Source organism: Bradyrhizobium sp. UFLA05-109 (genome assembly GCF_054185165.1).
This window is the reverse complement of the sequence record NZ_JBBIAR010000044.1, coordinates 40432-59364: the sequence shown is the minus strand read 5'-3', so window position 1 is coordinate 59364 and position 18933 is coordinate 40432. Positions and strand designations below refer to the sequence as shown.

At 61.6% G+C, this 18933-nt stretch carries 19 protein-coding genes; 10 read left to right on the top strand and 9 right to left on the bottom strand.

The genetic code is table 11. The features are described 5' to 3' along the window. Positions 1-61 precede the first annotated feature (61 nt). The gene (locus Q3C01_RS28555; protein ID WP_458148619.1) at positions 62-721 is read right to left on the bottom strand and encodes a DedA family protein; all 660 of its coding nucleotides are present in this window, start codon (positions 719-721) and stop codon (positions 62-64) included. A gap of 296 nt (positions 722-1017) precedes the next feature. Here Q3C01_RS28555 and cobS point away from each other — a divergent pair, with 296 nt between their 5' ends. From cobS to Q3C01_RS28520, 7 genes are all read left to right on the top strand, one after another. Continuing rightward, on the top strand, positions 1018-2016 hold the full coding sequence (gene cobS, locus Q3C01_RS28550) for a cobaltochelatase subunit CobS (RefSeq protein ID WP_027524083.1): 999 nt from the start codon (positions 1018-1020) through the stop codon (positions 2014-2016). Between the two features lie 17 nt (positions 2017-2033). Beyond that, positions 2034-2444 (top strand): GNAT family N-acetyltransferase, encoded by a 411-nt coding sequence (locus Q3C01_RS28545; RefSeq protein ID WP_458148618.1) that lies wholly within the window; start codon positions 2034-2036, stop codon positions 2442-2444. Then, positions 2441-4345, top strand: a complete 1905-nt coding sequence (gene cobT, locus Q3C01_RS28540) for a cobaltochelatase subunit CobT (RefSeq protein ID WP_458148617.1) — start codon at positions 2441-2443, stop codon at positions 4343-4345. The genes Q3C01_RS28545 and cobT overlap by 4 nt, the downstream gene beginning before the upstream one ends. After that, positions 4342-5415: an esterase-like activity of phytase family protein gene (locus tag Q3C01_RS28535; protein ID WP_458148616.1), complete on the top strand. Its 1074-nt coding sequence runs from the start codon at positions 4342-4344 to the stop codon at positions 5413-5415. Before cobT ends, Q3C01_RS28535 begins: the two co-directional genes overlap by 4 nt. Positions 5416-5506: 91 nt before the next feature. Further along, the gene (locus Q3C01_RS28530; protein ID WP_458148615.1) at positions 5507-6202 is read left to right on the top strand and encodes a hypothetical protein; all 696 of its coding nucleotides are present in this window, start codon (positions 5507-5509) and stop codon (positions 6200-6202) included. Positions 6203-6365: 163 nt separating this feature from the next. Continuing rightward, positions 6366-7478, top strand: coding sequence for an NADH:flavin oxidoreductase/NADH oxidase (locus Q3C01_RS28525; RefSeq protein ID WP_458148614.1), 1113 nt, complete (start codon positions 6366-6368; stop codon positions 7476-7478). 343 nt (positions 7479-7821) lie between these two features. Continuing rightward, positions 7822-8229: a hypothetical protein gene (locus tag Q3C01_RS28520; protein WP_458148613.1), complete on the top strand. Its 408-nt coding sequence runs from the start codon at positions 7822-7824 to the stop codon at positions 8227-8229. Between the two features lie 58 nt (positions 8230-8287). Here Q3C01_RS28520 and Q3C01_RS28515 read toward each other — a convergent pair whose 3' ends face one another. Next, complete coding sequence (locus Q3C01_RS28515) at positions 8288-8536, bottom strand: PilZ domain-containing protein (RefSeq protein WP_458148612.1); 249 nt, start codon at positions 8534-8536, stop codon at positions 8288-8290. A 269-nt stretch (positions 8537-8805) separates the two neighbouring features. Then, the gene (locus tag Q3C01_RS28510; protein WP_458148611.1) at positions 8806-10167 is read right to left on the bottom strand and encodes a DUF2235 domain-containing protein; all 1362 of its coding nucleotides are present in this window, start codon (positions 10165-10167) and stop codon (positions 8806-8808) included. Positions 10168-10432: 265 nt separating this feature from the next. On the opposite strand from Q3C01_RS28510, the gene Q3C01_RS28505 reads away from it, so the two are divergent. Then, positions 10433-10960: a hypothetical protein gene (locus Q3C01_RS28505; protein ID WP_458148610.1), complete on the top strand. Its 528-nt coding sequence runs from the start codon at positions 10433-10435 to the stop codon at positions 10958-10960. Positions 10961-11196: 236 nt separating this feature from the next. Here the strand turns inward: Q3C01_RS28505 and ftsZ are convergent, their stop codons facing one another. The 4 genes from ftsZ to Q3C01_RS28485 all read right to left on the bottom strand — a co-directional run bounded on the left by ftsZ (position 11197) and on the right by Q3C01_RS28485 (position 14298). Beyond that, positions 11197-12453 (bottom strand): cell division protein FtsZ, encoded by a 1257-nt coding sequence (gene ftsZ / locus Q3C01_RS28500; RefSeq protein ID WP_458148609.1) that lies wholly within the window; start codon positions 12451-12453, stop codon positions 11197-11199. Positions 12454-12504: 51 nt separating this feature from the next. Further along, positions 12505-13017: a hypothetical protein gene (locus Q3C01_RS28495; protein WP_458148608.1), complete on the bottom strand. Its 513-nt coding sequence runs from the start codon at positions 13015-13017 to the stop codon at positions 12505-12507. Between the two features lie 187 nt (positions 13018-13204). Continuing rightward, positions 13205-13885 carry a DUF7002 family protein gene (locus Q3C01_RS28490; RefSeq protein ID WP_458148607.1) on the bottom strand — a complete coding sequence of 227 codons (681 nt, stop codon included), beginning with the start codon at positions 13883-13885 and terminating at the stop codon, positions 13205-13207. A 113-nt stretch (positions 13886-13998) separates the two neighbouring features. Next, the gene (locus Q3C01_RS28485) at positions 13999-14298 is read right to left on the bottom strand and encodes a helix-turn-helix domain-containing protein (RefSeq protein ID WP_458148635.1); all 300 of its coding nucleotides are present in this window, start codon (positions 14296-14298) and stop codon (positions 13999-14001) included. A gap of 171 nt (positions 14299-14469) precedes the next feature. Between Q3C01_RS28485 and Q3C01_RS28480 the strand changes: the two genes are divergently transcribed. Beyond that, complete coding sequence (locus tag Q3C01_RS28480) at positions 14470-15033, top strand: hypothetical protein (RefSeq protein WP_458148606.1); 564 nt, start codon at positions 14470-14472, stop codon at positions 15031-15033. 128 nt (positions 15034-15161) lie between these two features. Beyond that, positions 15162-16535 carry a hypothetical protein gene (locus tag Q3C01_RS28475; RefSeq protein WP_458148605.1) on the top strand — a complete coding sequence of 458 codons (1374 nt, stop codon included), beginning with the start codon at positions 15162-15164 and terminating at the stop codon, positions 16533-16535. 3 nt (positions 16536-16538) lie between these two features. On the opposite strand, the gene Q3C01_RS28470 is transcribed toward Q3C01_RS28475, so the two are convergent. Together Q3C01_RS28470 and Q3C01_RS28465 are read right to left on the bottom strand one after the other, a co-directional pair. Beyond that, positions 16539-17228 carry a DUF7002 family protein gene (locus tag Q3C01_RS28470; protein WP_458148604.1) on the bottom strand — a complete coding sequence of 230 codons (690 nt, stop codon included), beginning with the start codon at positions 17226-17228 and terminating at the stop codon, positions 16539-16541. After that, on the bottom strand, positions 17225-18823 hold the full coding sequence (locus Q3C01_RS28465) for an adenylosuccinate synthetase (RefSeq protein WP_458148603.1): 1599 nt from the start codon (positions 18821-18823) through the stop codon (positions 17225-17227). The genes Q3C01_RS28470 and Q3C01_RS28465 overlap by 4 nt, the downstream gene beginning before the upstream one ends. Between the last annotated feature and the right edge of the window lie 110 nt (positions 18824-18933).

Here is an 18933-nt window from a genome sequence, read left to right as displayed (position 1 = left end):
CACCCGCTCCCCAGCCCTCTCCCGCAAGCGGGAGAGGGAGCGCGGCTCCTGCGTGGCGCAATCACCCTCCCGGTTTCGCAGGCGCCAGATTGCCGCCGTGCCTCCGGCGGACGAACCAGATCACGAGGCCCACAATGATCGCGACGCCGACGACAGCGAGCATCCAGATATGCTTGGCGGGATGCCCGTGGTGCGGCAGGCCGGCATAGCTATGCCAGGCCGAAATCGCGAGGTCGCCCGGCAGCACGTGCGCGGGTGCCCAGACCAGGATCGCAGGGATGTTGACCGCGTAGAAGCGCGAAGGCCTCATGCCGAGCGCGCCGGCGGTGACCGGCACGAAAGCCCGGACTGGTGGGACAAAGCGGGCGAAGAACACCGCCCAGGTGCCGAAGCGGCGGAAGAAGGCCTCGCTCTCCTCGATCACGCGGGGATAGTTGGTCAAAGGCCAGCTATTGAGGATCTCGCGCTGCTGCTTGTGTCCGATCCAATAGGCCGAGCCGTCACCCAGAACGGCGCCGAGGACGGCTGCCAGCAGCACCCATTGCAGTTTCAGATCGCCGCCCGGAATCAGGGCGCTCAGCGCCAGGATGATGGTCGAGCCGGGAACGACCGAACCCACCACCGGAACCGCCTCCAGCAGCGCCGCGAGGAACAGGGTCAGGTACGCCAGCCCCGCATGGGCCGAGACGAAGTCTATGAAGGGATCGAGGAAGGACGTCACATCGTCTCTGTGTCGGGGAGGGGCGTTGGGGTTCAGTCCTTACATAAGTAGGGAGCTGCAACCAAAGTGCCAAAGATCGCTGCAGGGCACCTGCCGGGCGCGAAATTCGAGCGTGATTCGCAGGGCAGCCTTCCCAAAATCGCGCTCCTTGCCTATCTAAATGAAAAGACAACGGAACTTTGATTGGGGCGCGGGCTTCTGCCGGCACGTGGTCTCTGATAGGTTCGCAACTGCACCCAGCCGCAGCCAAAGTGCAAATAACTGGTCTCGGGACCGCCCGGGGCCTCGGAGGATGAATGACGACCGCCGCCCTGTCCAAAGTTGAGGAAGTCAACGGTTTGCCCGACATGAAGGTGTCGGTGCGCCAGGTCTTCGGGATCGACAGCGATCTCGAGGTGCCGGCCTATTCCGAAGTCGATCCTCATGTGCCCGAAGTCGACGCCGATTACCGTTTCGACCGCGCCACCACGCTCGCGATCCTCGCAGGTTTCGCCAAGAACCGCCGCGTCATGGTGACGGGCTATCACGGCACCGGCAAATCCACCCACATCGAGCAGGTCGCCGCGCGCCTGAACTGGCCGTGCGTGCGCGTCAACCTCGACAGCCATATCAGCCGTATCGACCTCGTCGGCAAGGATTCGATCGTGGTCAAGGACGGCAAGCAGGTCACCGAATTCCGCGACGGCATTCTGCCTTGGGCGCTCCAGCATAACGTCGCGCTGGTGTTCGACGAATACGACGCCGGCCGCCCGGACGTGATGTTCGTGATCCAGCGCGTGCTGGAGGTCTCCGGCCGCCTGACGCTGCTCGATCAGAACAAGGTGATCAAGCCGCATCCGGCGTTCCGCTTGTTTTCGACTGCCAACACCGTCGGCCTCGGCGATACCTCGGGCCTCTATCACGGCACCCAGCAGATCAACCAGGGCCAGATGGACCGCTGGTCGATCGTCACCACGCTCAACTATCTCGGCCATGACGAGGAAGTGGAGATCGTGCTGGCGAAGGCCAAGCACTATCGCACCCAGGAAGGCCGCGACATCGTCAACAAGATGGTTCGCCTTGCCGATCTCACCCGCAATGCCTTCGCCAATGGCGATCTGTCGACGGTGATGAGCCCGCGCACGGTGATCACCTGGGCAGAGAACGCCGACATCTTCGGCGATATCGGCTTCGCCTTCCGCGTCACCTTCCTCAACAAGTGCGACGAGCTCGAGCGTCCCCTGGTCGCCGAGTTCTATCAGCGCTGCTTCAATGCGGAGCTGCCGGAATCGGCGGTCAACGTGGCGCTCAGCTGATCCATGTAGTTTGAGTCATGGCAACCATCACCGTCGAGCGCACCGTTGGGACGACCAAGAAGGCTGTGCTCGCCGGGCTCATCGCCTACAACAATGAGCGGATGGGGAAGCAGAAGTACAAGCGCCTCGCGATTTCCCTGAAAGCGCGCGGCAAGATCGTCGGCGGCATCGTCGGAGGGGTCTGGACGCAGGTTCTGTTCATCCAGCTGTTCTGGATCGACCAGAAATTCCGCGGCAAGGACCACGGCACCAAGCTGATTGCGGCGATCGAGGACGAGGCGAGAAAGATCGGGGCGACCCGGGCTTATCTCGACACGATGAGTTTCCAGGCGCCGGGCTTCTACCGCGCTAGCGGCTACGAAGAATTCGGCGCCATTGACGGCTATCCTGGCGGCGTGACGCGCCATTGGTTTACGAAGTCGCTATGAGCAGCACATCCAACTCGAAATTCCGCAGCACCAAGGAAGCGCCGACCGAGCCGTTCAAGCGCTCAGTGGCATCATGCCTGAAGGCGATCGCCAAGACGCCCGAGCTCGACGTCAGCTTCGCCGCCGAGCGCCCGGGCCTTGCGCCCGGCAAGGCGCGGCTGCCGGAGCCCGCTCGCAAAATGACCAAGCGCGATGCTGCGGTCGTGCGCGGCCACGCCGACTCGATTGCGCTCAAGCTCGCCTGTCATGATCCGAAGCTGCACCGCAAGCTGATGCCGGGCAATCCGCAGGCACGCGGCGTGTTCGAGGCGGTGGAGCAGGCTCGGGTCGAGGCGATCGGCGCGCGCCGCATGGCGGGTGTTGCGAAGAACCTCACCGCGATGCTCGATGATCATTTCCATCGCGGCAAGTTCGACGAGATCACCGACCGGGCCGATGCGCCGCTGGCGGATGCGCTCGCGATGCTGGTGCGTGAACGCCTGACCGGAATGGCGCCGCCGGCAGCGGCCAAGAAGATGGTCGATCTCTGGCGGCCGACGCTGGAGGACAAGATCGGCAGACGGCTCGATCGGCTCGACAGCCTGGTCGAGAACCAGACCAAGTTCGGCGACGCCATCCATGACCTGTTGTCGGCGCTCGAGCTGGGTGACGAGCGCAACGCCGATTCCGACGAGGACGACAACCAGGACGACAACCGCGACGGCGACAACGATCAGGCCGGCGCGGAAGGCTCGCCCGATTCCGACGCCGCGCAGGAGATGAGCGCCGACCAGGCGCAGGCGACCACGGAGGAGATGAGCGAGAGCGCGATGGAAAGCGCGCAGGCCTCGACATCAGACACCTTCGACGATGGCGAGCTCGGCGACGACGAGACGCCGGGGGAAGCGACGCGGCCGAATTCGCGCGGGGCCAACGAGCCGCGCGGGCCTGAATATCATGCCTTCGCGCCGAAGTTCGACGAGGTGATCGCCGCCGAAGACCTCTGCGACCATGACGAGCTGGAGCGCTTACGCTCTTACCTCGACAAGCAGCTCGCGCATCTGCAGGGCATCGTCGCACGCCTCGCCAACCGCTTGCAGCGGCGGCTGATGGCGCAGCAGAACCGCGCCTGGGAGTTCGATCTCGAAGAGGGCATCCTCGACCCCGCACGTCTGTCGCGCGTGGTGACGGACCCCTATCACCCGCTGTCCTTCATGCGCGAGAAGGAGGCGACGTTCCGCGACACCGTGGTGACGTTGCTGCTCGACAATTCCGGCTCGATGCGGGGACGTCCGATCACGGTGGCGGCGACCTGCGCCGACATCCTGGCGCGCACGCTGGAGCGTTGCGGCGTCAAGGTCGAGATTTTGGGCTTTACCACGCGCGCCTGGAAGGGCGGACAATCGCGTGAGGCCTGGCTCGCCGCCGGCAAGCCGGCCAATCCCGGCCGCCTCAACGACCTCCGCCACATCATCTACAAGTCGGCGGACGCGCCGTGGCGCCGTGCGCGGAAAAACCTTGGCCTGATGATGCGCGAGGGGCTGCTCAAGGAGAACATCGACGGCGAGGCGCTCGACTGGGCGCACAAGCGCCTCTTGGGGCGCACCGAGCAGCGCAAGATCCTGATGATGATCTCGGACGGCGCGCCGGTCGATGATTCCACGCTGTCGGTCAATGCCGGCAACTATCTCGAACGGCACCTGCGGTACATCATCGAGGAGATCGAGACGCGCTCGCCGGTGGAGCTGATCGCGATCGGCATCGGCCATGACGTCACGCGCTACTATCGCCGCGCGGTGACGATCGTGGACGCCGAGGAACTTGGCGGCGCCATCACCGAAAAGCTCGCCGAGCTCTTCAGCGAGACGCACTCGGCGCCTGCGCAACCTGCAAGCCGGCCGCGCCGCAAACTGCATTCGTGACCGCAGGTTTCTCCCGCCGCCAACTTCTCGCCCATGCGGCGGGAGCTGCCATATCAGCGCTCCCTTCGCTTGCGCGCGCTCAGCGCGCGACGGAGCCACCGCCGAAATCTGCCGGCCACGCCGAGCACACCGTCACCGAGCCGGTCGCCATCGAGGTCAACGCGCGGCAGATCCCTTCGTTCGAGCCGCGCGATCGCGCACGCACCCGCTTCGGCGCGTTGGAGTATCGCAGCGGCCTGGTGCTGACCTCGCCCTATCGCGGCTTCGGCGGCCTTTCCGGCATCCGCTTCCTCGATACCAAAGGCGAGCGCTTCATCGCGCTCTCCGATCAGGGCGCATGGTTCAGCGGGACCATCCTTTACGCGGGGCGCGACATGGCCGGGCTCGACAACGTCGAGGCCGCGCCGATGCTCAACGCCGAGGGGCGGCCGATCACCGAGAAGCGCTACTGGTACGACACGGAATCGATCGCGCTCGATGGTTCCTTCGTCTATGTCGGGCTCGAGCGCGTCAACGCGCTGATGCGCTTCGATTTCGCGAAAGGATTTACCCGCGCCCGCGGCGAGGTACTGCCGCTGCCGCCCGCGGCGCGGACTTTGCCGCGCAACAAGGGGCTGGAGGCGCTGGTATTCGTGCCCAAGGGGCAGCCGCTCGCCGGCACGCTGATCGCGCTCTCCGAGCGCGGACTCGACCGCGACGGCAACCTGATCGCCTTCCTGATCGGCGGTCCCTCGCCCGGGCAGTTCAGCGTGCGCCGCACCGGAAATTTCGACATCAGCGACGCCGTGCTGCTGCCCTCCGGCGAGCTTCTGATCCTGGAGCGCAAATTCTCCTGGTTCACCGGCGTCAACATCCGCATCCGTTCGCTAGCCTTGAAGTCGATCGCCCCCGGCGCGCTGGTCGACGGCCCCGAGCTGTTCGCCGCCGATCTCGGCCACGAGATCGACAACATGGAAGGCATCGACGCCCATGTCGGTGCGGATGGCGAGACCGTGCTGACGATGGTCTCGGACGATAATTTCTCGTTTCTGCAGCGCACGTTGCTGTTGCAGTTCACGCTGGTGGAGTAGCGCACCTTGTCGTCCCGGGGCTCGCGACTTCGTCCCGCCCCGGGACGACAGTGGTGTTGAACGCGCAGCCGGAGAGCCGCGACATACCGTCATGCACCTCCCTCGCACTTTCCTCGCCGCCCTCGCTCTTACCCTCACCGCACTGTCGCCGGCCCATGCCACGGCCGAGCACGACTATGCCAAGGGAGAGTACGCGATCGTCACGGGCGGCAAGGCGCCGAACGGAAAACTGTCGATCGCCGTGCATGGTAGCGGCGAAGGCGGCCACGACAATTTCCACGCCTATCTGATGGCTGAGCCGGGCCACCGCCGGCTCGCGGTGCTCGACAACGTCTCGTCGGACAACAATCTCGATACCGCGCCGGACGCCTATCACGCCACCTGGTCGCCGGACTCGCACCACGTCGCCATCTCTTTCCGCAGCGATCGGCACATCGTGACGCTGAACCTCTACGCCATCGAAGGCGGCCGCGCGCAGCTGATCGCCGCGCCGGACCTGTTCCGCGACGTGACGGGACACAAGATCGACCGCAAGACCGACGGCGACATGCGCACCTTCGATCCGGGCATCGAATGGCTGGGCCCGCGCCGCTTTCGCTTGTCCGAGTATCGGCTCTTCGTGATGCAGGATGCCGGGCTTGCCGACAAGCGCGACGCGTTCGGCAAGTCGAGCAAGATGGATGACGGCCGCTACTCGATCGAGTTCTCGGCGAAGGCCGAAGTCGAGCTTGTCAGCGGCGACCGCTTCCGCATCGGCAAGCCGGAGCCGGGCGCGTTCTGGGAGTAACTCCTTGATGTCGTCCTGGCTTTCGCCAGGACGCCAGCGGTGAATGGGGCCGCGCCTTGCAATGCACCGCGCCGCTAGCCGCCATTCCTTCCGCGCGGCTAGCATTCCTGCGCCCGCCCACTACACTTCCCCTCATCGCCCTCCATCCGCCGGAACATCACGCATGAGCGCCCTGTTTTCCCCGATCGAGCTGCGCGGCCTCTCCTTGAAGAACCGCATCATGGTGTCGCCGATGTGCCAGTATTCGGCCGAGGACGGCGTCGCCACCGACTGGCACTTCACCCACGTCAATTCGCTCTCGCTGTCGGGCGCGTCGGTGTTCTGCATCGAGGCGACGCATGTCGAGGCGATCGGGCGCATCACGCCGGGATGCCTCGGGCTCTACAGCGATGCCTGCGAGGCAGCGCTGAAGCGGATCATCGCCTCCGTGCGCAAGCATTCCACCGCTGCCGTCGCGATGCAGCTCGCGCATGCCGGCCGCAAGGGCTCTTCCGCGCGGCCCTGGGATGGCGGGCAGTTGATCGCCGTGGAGCAGGGCGGCTGGCAGACGGTTGCCCCAAGTGCGTTGCCGCACAAGGAGGGCGAGGCGGCCCCCACCGCGCTCGACCGCGCCGGCATGATCCGCATCCGCAACGCCTTCGTCGACTGCGCGCGTCGCGCGGAGCGCCTCGGCATCGACGCGATCGAGCTGCACGGCGCGCACGGCTATCTCATGCATCAATTCCTCTCGCCGATCTCCAACCACCGCACCGACGCGTATGGCGGCTCGCTCGAAAATCGCATGCGCTTTCCGCTCGAGGTGTTCGACGCGGTGCGCGCGGCTTTCCCGCATGACAAGCCCATCGGCATGCGGGTGTCCTCGACCGACTGGCTCGAGGACGGCTGGGACCTGCCGCAGACCATCGAATTCGTCAAAGCGCTGAAGAGCCACGGCATCGACTGGATCGACGCCTCCTCCGGTGGCGTGTCGCCGCTGCAGAAGATTCCGCTCGGCCCCGGCTACCAGGTGCCGTTCGCGGAGGCCATCAAGCGCGAGACCGGCGTGACGACGATCGCGGTCGGCCTGATCACGGAAGCACGGCACGCCGAGGAGATCGTCGCCTCGGGGAAGGCCGACATGGTCGCGCTTGCGCGGGCCATGCTCTACGATCCGCGCTGGGGCTGGCACGCCGCCGCCGAGCTCGGCGGTACCGTCGATGCCCCGCCGCAATACTGGCGCTCGCAGCCCTCGACGCAGAAGGCGCTGTTCGGCAAGACGACGTTCGGGGCGAGGTGAGCGGGCGTATTTCGCGTGAGTTGCGATAACGCGACGACGTTCACGGTTATCGTCCCGGGGCGCGCGAAGCGCGAGCCCGGGACCCATACCGCGTGATCTAACTGTAGCGCGCAGTGATCGTTGCGCGACAAACTAACAGTCTTCGCCAAACTTCTCCCTGGGGGTATGGGTCCCGGATCAGCGCTCCGCTGCGCTGCGCTTGTCCGGGACGACAGTGGCGTGTGTTGCCCGTTCCTCACGCATCCTCACCACCACCTCGCATCACCCCTCCGTGACTCGACCAACCTTCCGCCACTGCCGAAATTAGCCTAACCTCGCCATCGCGAACCCCGCGAGGCCTGCCATGCGCTATGGTGTCCGGAAGTCTGCCCACGTGCTGGAGCGCTGTGGACTGGCGTTGGCGGGGGCGGCGTGCGGCCTGTTCGTCGGCGCCCATGTCGGATCGGCCATCCCGGAGCTCACCACGCAGGGCTTTCTGGTGCTGATGATGCTTCTCGGCGCGGTTGGCTTCTATCTCGGCATCGACACCCCGCAGCTTCCCTTCGACCAGGCGCATGAGCAGATCGACGCCGCGGAATTCCTGAGCTCGGCCGGCACCCTCTGCGCCAGTGTGACCGCCTTCGTCTCCGTCGCCGTCATCGTGCTGCGCGAGAACCCGCACATCTTCTGGACCTGGGTCGTCTTCCTCGTCTGGATCGCCGGCGTCACCATGCAGATCGTCGCGGGCGCCAAGGCAAGGTGGCGGAAGTAGGGGGCGCGGTCGTCCTGGCTTTCGCCAGGACGACGGCGGAGCAAGGGCGCATGTCCCCCTAAAACACCACGCCGATCCGCGTCCCGCGCTTCCATGCGACGCGGCAGCGCTTCTTCGTGTTGACGTGGAGCAGCTCGAAACGATCGGGGACTTTCACCTGGCCGCCGAGATCGACGCAGGCGCCGCCCGGCGAATAGTCGATCAGCGTGCAGTTGATCACCGGCGCCTTCGGGTCCGTGATGATCTTGGCCTGCCGCGACACCAGCCCGCTCGGCTTGACGCGTGTAAATCGGCGCGGATGCTGCATGTCGCTTGTCCTCCTTACGCGAAATGCGTCCTCGCGGGAAGGAATGGCACAGCGTGTCGCACCATCGCGCTAACTGTTGAGTAAGAATTTTAGCGATTCTTCGATGCGATTAAGGGAGCAGTAACCATCATCTCCGCTGTCATGCCCCGGCTTGACCGGGGCATCCAGTACGCCGCGGCTCCTCCGTATTCGTCACGGCCTCTGGAATACTGGATCGCCCGATCAAGTCGGGCGATGACGGCGAAGTGTGTGGCGCGCTCCCCCACCCCTCACGCCGCCTCCACTGTCGTCGGCTTCTCCGGCCCGACCGGCATCGGCACGGTGACGAACTGCGTCGGCAGATTCACCGGCCTGTAGTCGGGCACGTCAGCCATCCGCTTCACCACGCTCTCATGCACATGCGCGCCTTCGGGGATCAGGCGCGGCTCGCAGTCGGGGATGTAGAAGCCGAAATGGACCTGCCGCTCCGGCCATTCCTTGTACTTCGCGCTCTTCGGCAGATATTCCAGCACGCGCCAGGCAGCCGTCATCGAATTGTGCAGCTTGCCGGTCACGCTGGGCGCGACGTAAGTGAACGGGCTGTTCTTGCGCTGCACGCCCCAGGCGAGCTGGTTCACCGTGCGCGGGTTGAAATGCAGCCCGCACTTGGACGCCTCGTCGATCATCCACAGCAGCGGATATTTCGACAGCGCGCTTTCGGTTTCGGCATAGCCGCCGCCGACGTCGCAATGGCAGCCGGCAAAGTACACCTGCAGGATATCCTGCGGCTCTTTCTTGTCATCAGGGACGAAGCGGTTGCTCCAGAACTGCTGCGGCTCCATCCACTCCTTGAGGCGGAACATGCAGCGCCGCTCGTCGATCGCGATCGCCTGGCGAAAGATTTTTACGCTCGGGTTCTGCAGCGTGAAGGCGAGCTCCTCCAGGCTCGGCCAGTACAGCCGGTCCGGCCGCGGCACGATCACGCTCGCCACCGTGTCCCACACGCCGATGAATCGGATCGTCGGCCAGCGCGAGGAGGTGATGCGCGCGAACTGCGCGGCGAGATCGAAGCGGTCGGACGGCAGCGGCCCGTCCTCGTCGGAGCCCGCATCGGTCAGCGCGGAGAGATCATTGCCGCGCCCCATGCCGGAATATTGCTTGTAGGCGATCAGGCCCGAGCCTGCGAGGTTCGCCTGTTCCGGCGAGATCAGACCGACCTTGTGGATCAGCCCCGCCAGCACCCGCACGGTATAGGCGCCGCGCGAGAAGCCGAACAAATAGATCTGGTCACCCGGCGCGTAATGCTCGACCAGGAAGCCATAGGCCGAGAGCACGTTGTCATCCAGCCCATAGCCGGTGGCGAGTCCCAGCACCAGGTTGATGTTGGCCTTCACCCGGTGCCACGTCGAGGGCTCGGTTACCGTGCCGACGCCGGGATCATAGAACACCAGCTGCCGCGGCCGCGTTTTGTCGGTCTTGCGCAGGCAGCGATAGAGCTTGAGCACATTGGAGATGTTCTCGCTGATCTCGTTGCCGGTGCCGTCGCAGCAGATGACGATGTTCTTCGGTTCGTTTTTGGGTGCGGTCGTGTGTTCGTGCCTGGTTTCGTTGTTGGTCTCGTTGTTGGTCTCGTTCTTGGCTTCGTGCTCCATCGAAGCGTCCCCTCCGGTGATGCTACCGGGGCGAGTATAGCCGATTGCCGTATCAGTCTGTTGAAATTAACGACTTGTTAACCATGCGGTCGCCTAATGTGGACGATTGGGGGATCACCATGTCGGCCCAAGCATGTCAGTCCATGTGACGCGACCGAAATTGATGCCTGTTTCGGCCGATCCGGTCATCCGGTCGGTGGCGAGGCTGGCGGTTCGCGCCAAGGCCGTACTACAGACCAAAACGGCTGTCCTACGGAGTAACCCAATGTTCGGAAAGGACGACTTAGTGGACAATCTCAGCCGCGATCTCGATCGCGTGCGCGGACGACGCGATGCACTTGCATCCGAAGCCGAGACCCTGACGACTCACATCGCCGAACTCGAAGCCCGCCTTTCGGAGGAAAGAATAAGGCGGGAACGCGATCGCGTTCTGGCGGAAATCGAAGCGATAAAAACCCGCATCAAACAGGCCGCCGGCGCCTTTGCGCCTGTCGTCGACGGTCTCTGCAAGGCGATCGAGCCGGCTGCGGCCGTCATGCCCGAGGCGCGCGAGCTCAACAGTTTCCTGGTGTCGGTGGCGACGGAAATCGACAGCGTGCTCGATCCCCTGTTGCGCGGACTGGATCAGCGCGCGGACGCGGTGCGCGTTGGACACGTTGCGCTGGACTTGCCGAGTTCAGCCAGTGAGGCGCCCATCGAGCCGCCAAAAGACAACATCGATCGCCTGCTTCGTTTTCCAGCCTGGCTGTCTCGCGACAAGGAGCCGGAAAAAAAGGAACCAGCGGACTCGTAGCACGGCAGCGTGAAGGATCGGCGCTGCTTGCGTGCCTCAACTCTCGCCTGCAGGTTCGACGTCCGGAATTCGCCGTTTCCATAACAGCGTTGCTCCTGCCACAAACTCCGCCGTCGTCCCGGCCTAGTGCGCAATTGCGCACGGGGGGCCGGGACCCCCGCGCGAGCGCCTGCGCTCGCGCGGGGATCCCGGGCTCGCGCTTCGCGCGCCCCGGGATGACGACCTATTACGACCGCTCAGCTGCCCGTGCGGCGCAGGAAGGCTGGGATATCGAGAACGCCGTCGTCGGGCGCATTGCGCGCAGAAGCGCGGCCGTAGGGATCGAGCGGCCGAGGCGCCGCCTGGCGCGCATGGTCCGGAGCAGGCCTTGGCGGAGGAGCCGCTTGTGGCCGGGCTTCCGCGCGGAGCGGCGGGCTCGCCACTTGCGGCAGGCTGGCACTGCGCTCGATGCGATCGGCGATGCGGCGGCTGTCGTTGCGCAGCTTGCCGGCGAGCTGCGTGAGCGAGGTTTCCACCGGCATCTCCTGCGCCGGGTCGAGATTATCGATCCCGGTCGCCACCACCGAGACGCGGACGATTCCTTCGAGGCTTTCATCAAAGGACGCGCCGACGATGATGTTGGCGTCCGGATCAGCCTCATCGCGAATGCGGGTCGCCGCTTCGTCGACTTCGTACAGCATGAGATCCTTGCCGCCGGTGATGGAGATGATGAGGCCGCTGGCGCGCTTGATCGATGGGTTCTCGATCAATGGATTGGAAATTGCAGCCAGCGCGGCGGCGAGCACGCGCTTCTCGCCGGACGCCTCGCCCCGTCCCATCATCGCCTTGCCCTTCTCCTTCATGACGGAGAGAACGTCGGCAAAATCGAGATTGATCAGGCCTTCCTTGACGATGAGATCGCTGATGCAGGCCACGCCCGAATAAAGCACCTGGTCGGCCAGGGCAAAGGCATCGGCGAATGTCGTCTTCTCGCTGGCCACCCGGAACAGGTTCTGGTTCGGGATGATCAGGAGGGTGTCGACTGTCTTGAGCAGCTCCTCGATGCCGGCTTCGGCAGAGCGCATGCGGCGCTGACCCTCGAAGTAGAATGGCTTGGTGACCACGCCGATCGTGAGAATGCCGAGCTCGCGCGCGGTCCTGGCGACGACGGGTGCAGCCCCGGTGCCGGTGCCGCCGCCCATGCCGGCCGTGACGAACACCATGTGTGCGCCGGTCAGTTGAGCGCGGATCGTATCGATGGCCTCTTCGGCCGCGGCGCGCCCCAATTCAGGCTGCGAGCCGGCGCCGAGGCCTGCAGTCACCTTCGTGCCGAGCTGGATGAGGCGTTTGGCCTTCGACATGGCAAGCGCCTGCGCGTCGGTATTGGCGACGACGAACTCGACCCCCTGCAGCCCGGCCGTGATCATGTTGTTGACGGCATTGCCGCCGGCGCCGCCGACCCCAAACACGACGATGCGTGCCTTCATTTCGTGAATATCGGTGTTGCCAGCCATTCTTCCCTCGCGTTGGTCCGGCAAGCCGGGGATGTGAGAAAGTATTGCATGCTACCTGCAGGCCGCGCGGTCTGCGGCCACGATGGAAGCGGCCAGATGTCCCAATCGACGCGCGGCTTGTCCGGCGAGCGAGCCGCCAGCCTGGCGGCCGGTCCGCAAGTCCGCCACTTCATCTTCCAATCGTGCCGCCCACGCGTTGGTTGCTCTCGTCTCGGCAGCCGCCTGCAGCAGCTCGACGGCGAGGCGATCGGCGCGCTCCCGCTCGCGCTCGAAATCCGCCCTGTAGCCGGCTGCCCTTGCTTCGAGCCGCGCGATCTCGGCCTTGAAGGCCTCGCTCTTGAATGCCTCGATCTTTGCCATGGAGGCGGCGATGGGGTCCGCCTGGCGGCCGGTTCGCGGTCGGGGCCTGTAGCGCAGTTCGGAGAAATCGACGCTGACCCGCGCCTTGCGGTCATCCGACCGCGAGCGCGGCAACCGGCGCCGCCTGGCAAGCGACCGAGCGGCCTCGCGCGAGATGTTGAGGCGGGCGCCTAGCTCGGCATACGTCAACAACTCAACGGACATCGGCTGTCTTCCTGGATTGAACCGGGGAGGCATTTCAGGCTGATGATGGCTGGACGATCAGAGCAGGCTAGGCTGCGTTGGTTAATGGACGGTTAACGCGGGAACGGGGGACGGCAACGAATGGATGTTGGTCTTCCAGCGGTGCCACGGCGAGGGCTGCGTGACCGTTCCGAGTAACGACGTCGAACTATCTTTCCCAGAGAACTTGCAAGTCGTCGTTTCCTTTCATGCGGACTACCCTCCGTACAAACTTCTTGACGTCGGGCACTGAGTAGTCGATTGCGAGTTCCACGACTCGCTCGCCTCGGGGACGCTTCTTTTCCTTCTTCCACATCGCATAAGGGTAGTTCGGAATTCGGCTGAAAGTAGTGTTTCCCCTGGGATGCGGAAATGGTTTCGTGCTTCCGCTGTTGATCGGACAGAACCAAATACTTTCCTTACACGCGCTGATAAGCGGGGCGGTATCCAACAGCAATACGTCGTGTTCTTCGCTGCGATAATTGCCTGCGTTTAGCAACCGCAACAATCTAGGACGTGTCAGCCAGAAGAAGACCTTGTTGTTCAACAGGCGATACCAATCCTGAGGCAGTAACCCATCCTGAAGGCAACGTAGCAAACCACTATCGTCCATAGGCGATTGATCGCGCACGACGGCGCGACCGAGAGGCTCCTTCTGAAGGACAACACTTGCTGGCCGCCGCGCGGATTCGACCTTGTCTCGGTCAGTTCCAGAAACACCATACTTGTCCAACAGGGCTGTCGTACTTAGGAGGCCACTCTTCTCAATCGACTGCCAGCTGTCTCGTTCGGCCATATGGTAGAGTATGGGACAATCGCCGATTACCTCCTCAAGTTCTTCGTCGGTCACGGCATTTTCTCCTGAGGAATCGTGCCAGAGCAAAAAGAGCGGGTTCCCTTACACGCAACGCAAGTGAGAGGTGTCCGGAGACCGATCTCGTCCGCTTGCGCTAGTTGGCCAGATCACCCATGCGTCCTAAATTTGCGCAACTTTGCGATTTCCCGCAGGAGCGAAATGACCACGGAGGCATCGTGGTGGGTGCCGTTCCAAATAGCAATTGCGCTGTTTGCTATCTGCCTACGATCATCTTCAGCCCTATCCAGCTCACGAAAGTTTCCAATATCCATCTCAAAAAAAATGCAAATTTTGATTATATTCGAACTCAGCGTCTTGAAGTCGCCGGCGAGGATGCGACTAACCTGACTTTGATGGATTCCTGTAATTTTAGCGGTATCAGAGATGTTGAGGTCTCTTTGCTCCATGGTGCGTCGAAGGTTAGTCACAAGAATGCGTCGTTGCTCACTTGTAAGTTTCATGCAAATCGGCATAACTTGAATGACGAAGATTTGCAAATCGGTTTTTAGTAGTGCTGGTGACTGCGGTTCTTGCGGCCTGTATAGTGTGGAGAAGGAATGGCTTGGAGTATGGTCCCAATGGTCGCGGTGAAGGTCGGAGTAGGTCCGACGATCATGTTGCGAAGCGGGGCGTGGTTTGATTTTTGTGCACCAGCTTCCAGTGATTTTACGATAGAAGATATTGCCCACGGATTGGCGAATACCTGCCGGTATTCGGGTCAATGCGATGATTTCTATTCAGTCGCAGAGCATAGCATCTTGGTGAGCCAGGTCGCTGATGGTTGCGAATTCGAGGCGCTCTTACATGATGCTGCCGAAGCGTTCGTGGGTGATATCACGCGACCTCTGAAACAGATGCTTCCCGACTATAAGAAGATCGAAATTGAGGTCGAGCGCGCAATTCTCGATCGCTTTGGAATCTCATGGCCACTTCCGGAGAAGGTCAAATTGGCTGATCTGCGTGTTCTCGCCGCAGAACAGAGGCAAATAATGCCCGAAGGCACGGATACTTGGGCGCGCGAGCAGAGGGTCGACCCAGCGCCGATCGTAGTTCGGCATCTCTCTCCGAAGGACGCAAAACGCATATTTCTGGAGCGGTTTGAGGCGCTGCAACCTTCTTATCGGAAGCGCAAGAGGCTTTGAGCTGGAGTGCGTTTGTTCAGTGGACAACGGTAACAACCGAGGACGGCAGATAGACCGATCTGCACTCGGAGCCTAGCGATGCACATTCTACCCCAGTGCAACTACAATCATCGGACGGATCGCTAACTATGTCCTTCAGGAAGGACCATTCGCTGGATAAGCTTGCGAAGGTCGGTAACGTGGCTCAGTTCGTTAGCTTTGCTCCGCTTGATAGAGAGGCTGAGCAACAATTTAGCAGAGTCGCTGGTTATGATCCCAACCATATTTTCGCGACCAACCGTGAAGCGCTAGTCTCGCTACTCGCCTGCAGCCCTGATGGGACGATCAATCTACGTAGTTTTACTCCGGATAGCCCTCGGAGTCGTGATTTTTACTACGCGATCGCGAATGCAGATGAAGCTCACTCGATTCTTGAACGTCTGTCATCTGATGGTCTGTTCGTAATTGCAAACGAAACCGTTGATGTGTCGGACGGTGGCGTGTCTGGCGTGATTCAAGGCGGTGTGATCGAGTTTGCTCCTGACGATACTCCTCGATGCGTCGAGAAAGAGGGGGTCGCGTCCCTGCCGTTGGATTGGGGACTGGCCATCATTCGTAGAGTCTATGGTTTCGAGCCGGATCTTGTTGACGCAGGGAAAGGGCGACTCGAATTCAGTGTCCACCCAAAGCCAAGAGGCTGGAAAAGAACCCATACACTGATGTGGGAGTACGAGGCTTCGGACAGTGCTCCCGCGAATTCGGATCTTCGGTGGCCCAATCGCTTTAGTCGCCACGTCGGAGACAAGGCGTTTGGCCTCCTGATCGCCGATATAATCGGTGCTTCAGTTCCAAGTACAACCGTGATTGGAAGACGGGTCGCTCCGTTCTCCTTCGGTGAGCCGACTGGCTCATATGAGGTATGGACGCGTACATGTCCGGTCGAGCAGGAGCCGGGTCGCTTCACCACGGCTAAGGGGTGGCTCGATCCATTCCAGCTCATGCACAACGAGGATCCTGCAGGAAGCGCAATCGCTTCGGTCATTTGTCAGTGTGCAATACGCGCGCGCTTTTCTGGGGCTGCGATTACTAGCCGATTTGGTGAGGCAGTAATCGAAGGGACACGCGGAGAGGGGGATCGCTTCATGTTAGGTCAGCGCAGCCCCGAGAGTCTGCCGCCCCCAATCGTTGCTGATATCGAGACCGCGTACAAAGCGACGACCAGCGTACTGGGCCCCGTGCGGTTCGAGTGGGTTCACGATGGCGAGCGTGTATGGATAGTTCAGCTTCATAAGGGAGGCACCAATAGCGATGCAGCAATGCTGGTGCCCGGCGAAGCGGCGGAATGGGCGGTCTTCAGGGCATCGCAGGGCCTTGAAGAACTTCGTAGTTTCTTGGCGAAGCTACCAGAGGACGTTGGCGTTCGAATTGAAGGAGAGGTTGGACTGACCAGTCACTTCGCCGATCTCCTTCGCAAGACAAAGCGTCCTGCAAGAATTCTCAGATCCAACCTAGAGAACGCATAATCGCTACGGGCCGTCGTCGGCCGACGTTCCTGGTTTGCGCCAAAGCTCCTTCTGCTCACCTTTGTAAATCCGGTGTGCGGCCACAAGGTGATCGGATATGTCCGGAACACCGCGCCGCACCACCAGCTCCACAACCGCCTTGTCGGCCGATCTAGTTTTGCGGCGGTCCTCGAATGGATAGTCGTCGATGGGCAGAAACGTTTCGCGTCCACGAGGTTGAGGATTGTAGATCGTTGCTCCGCTGTTAAGCGGGCTCAGCTCTATTTTGTCTCTGTGGGCACTTAATAAGCTGGCAGTATCTACGGTCAGAACCGTTTGAGGTCTGTTGCGATAGGCGCGCGCGCCGAGAAGGCCGCGAAGTCGATCCCGCGACAACCAAAAGAAGGTTCGGTCGTTTAGAATCTCAAACCATTCCTTTGGAGAGAGATCATCCGCAAGACATTTACTCAAGGCACTCTGCGTCATTGGCTTCTGGTCGCGAATGGTCGCACTCGGAAGATCAGCCCTGGAAATCGCCACGGACTCGGAACGACGCGACGATTCTATTGCCGTGCGTTCGTCGCCTTTGATCTCGTAGAGGTCGAGCAGTGCCGAAGTGCTTAATAGCCCGTGTTCCCTTATAGAACTAAAGCTTCCGTCTTCTGCCATGTGCCACAATCGTGGAAAATGCTTTACAAGATCGGCTTCCTTCACCTCCACGATCTCCTGTCAATCACGCCGAAGCGATGAAATCGCGTCGATATGAGCGAGACCGGTACATTAGCAACAAACTCAACTTCAGCAATAAACCGCTTTGTTTCGTCAGATAGTTGCTCGTACCGACGCGCGTGTTCATTCTCTGCCGTAATGTAATCCGCAAAAGTGAGAGCGATATCTGTCGCGCCATTTAGGGCTGCGGATCGACGAAGCTGTTCCCAGTCAAATTCGGCCATGCGCCTCTTCGTCCCAGAGATTGTTCCTACTTCCGTCTTGTCAATTTGATGGAGCGGCAATCCGGACCGTTCGGCTATGGTCTGAGTCTCGATTGGCAGTGTCATTGGACCGGAGGTGCCTCCCACTCGGATCGGATATGTTCGCGTGACCATGACGACGCGGCGCACGCGACCGGGTGCAATACCTGCATCTGCAAGACATCCAGACGCAGTAGTTTCTCTGGACGTAACATAAGGATACTGCCCGTGGTGAAGACTCAGGCTAGTCCCTTGGGTGCCCTCGAGCATGATTCGTTTTCCGGTCGCGTAGGCATCTTCCAACTCTCGCGCCACCGACCCGACATATTCCTTAATGTCGGGATGCTCACAAGCGAGACGAACTCGGTCGCCAAACGGAGGCTCGCAGCCTCGTCCGATAATTTTTCGTGCGGTTGCTGCACCGACTCCTTGTTTTGTCGAAGCGATTCCACCCAGGAGCTTACTTTCAATTTCCCGATCGGACTGTTCGATGATCATGGCTCGTTCGTCGATGACTAAACGGTCTTTTGTCAGACCGCATTGTGCGATCTCTCTGATCATCTGATCGGGCCAGATAGTGGCTCCGGCTCCGATCAATACTCTGGTCGACGGATTCGAACGCGTGCCGGATGGCAGTTGCACATACTTTTGCTCGGGATAGGCAACCATGTGTCCGGCGTTTGGGCCGCCTACGCGCACCAGCACATCATAGTCGTGCGCAAGATGAGCGCAAATATTGCCCTTGCCTTCGCTCCCATATTGCCCCCCGACGATCACGTCCACCACTTGCTGTACGACAAGTGGGAATACGGCGAGGCCGGCAAATGCCCTTGCTAAGAGCGAGGCGGGGTCGCACTGATGATTTTCGATAGTCCGATCGGCGATACGATGAAGCGACCAGACGCGATCCTCTGTAGGATCGGATCGGACACGTTCGTACGGAACATCTCTGTCCCATTCCGCATCACGACTTTCATATCGCTGTTTGGCGATAGCTAGCGGTACCGACACATGGATATGGACGAACCGCTCGCCAAAACGCTCGCGCAAGTGTTGAATCTGGCGCTCCGTTCGCACTGCATCGACCAGGATAATGTCGTATTTGGTTTCGTGTTGTTCAACATAGCTGCGCGTTCCGTCGCTGATCCAGGCACCATCTGTTTCGCGATCAAGACGCTTTCCTTCTTCAATCAGAGAAGCCCTATCGTTGAGCGCGCCAGCGTCAATGAGGAGTTGGCGCGTTGAGATTCGATATGCCCTAAAGCGCTTTTGAATTTCACCTGCCAGAATAGATTTTCCCGAAGCTACGGGACCAGAAATAGCAATGAGATACTTCACTGAATGTTTCCTCGTTGGCTGCTCGCCTTTCTTCTTGCGTGGGACGATCGTGGTGCGCCACCGCAAGTTGCGAGGCCATATTGGCAGTCCAGCAGGGTTTCGCAAGTTCG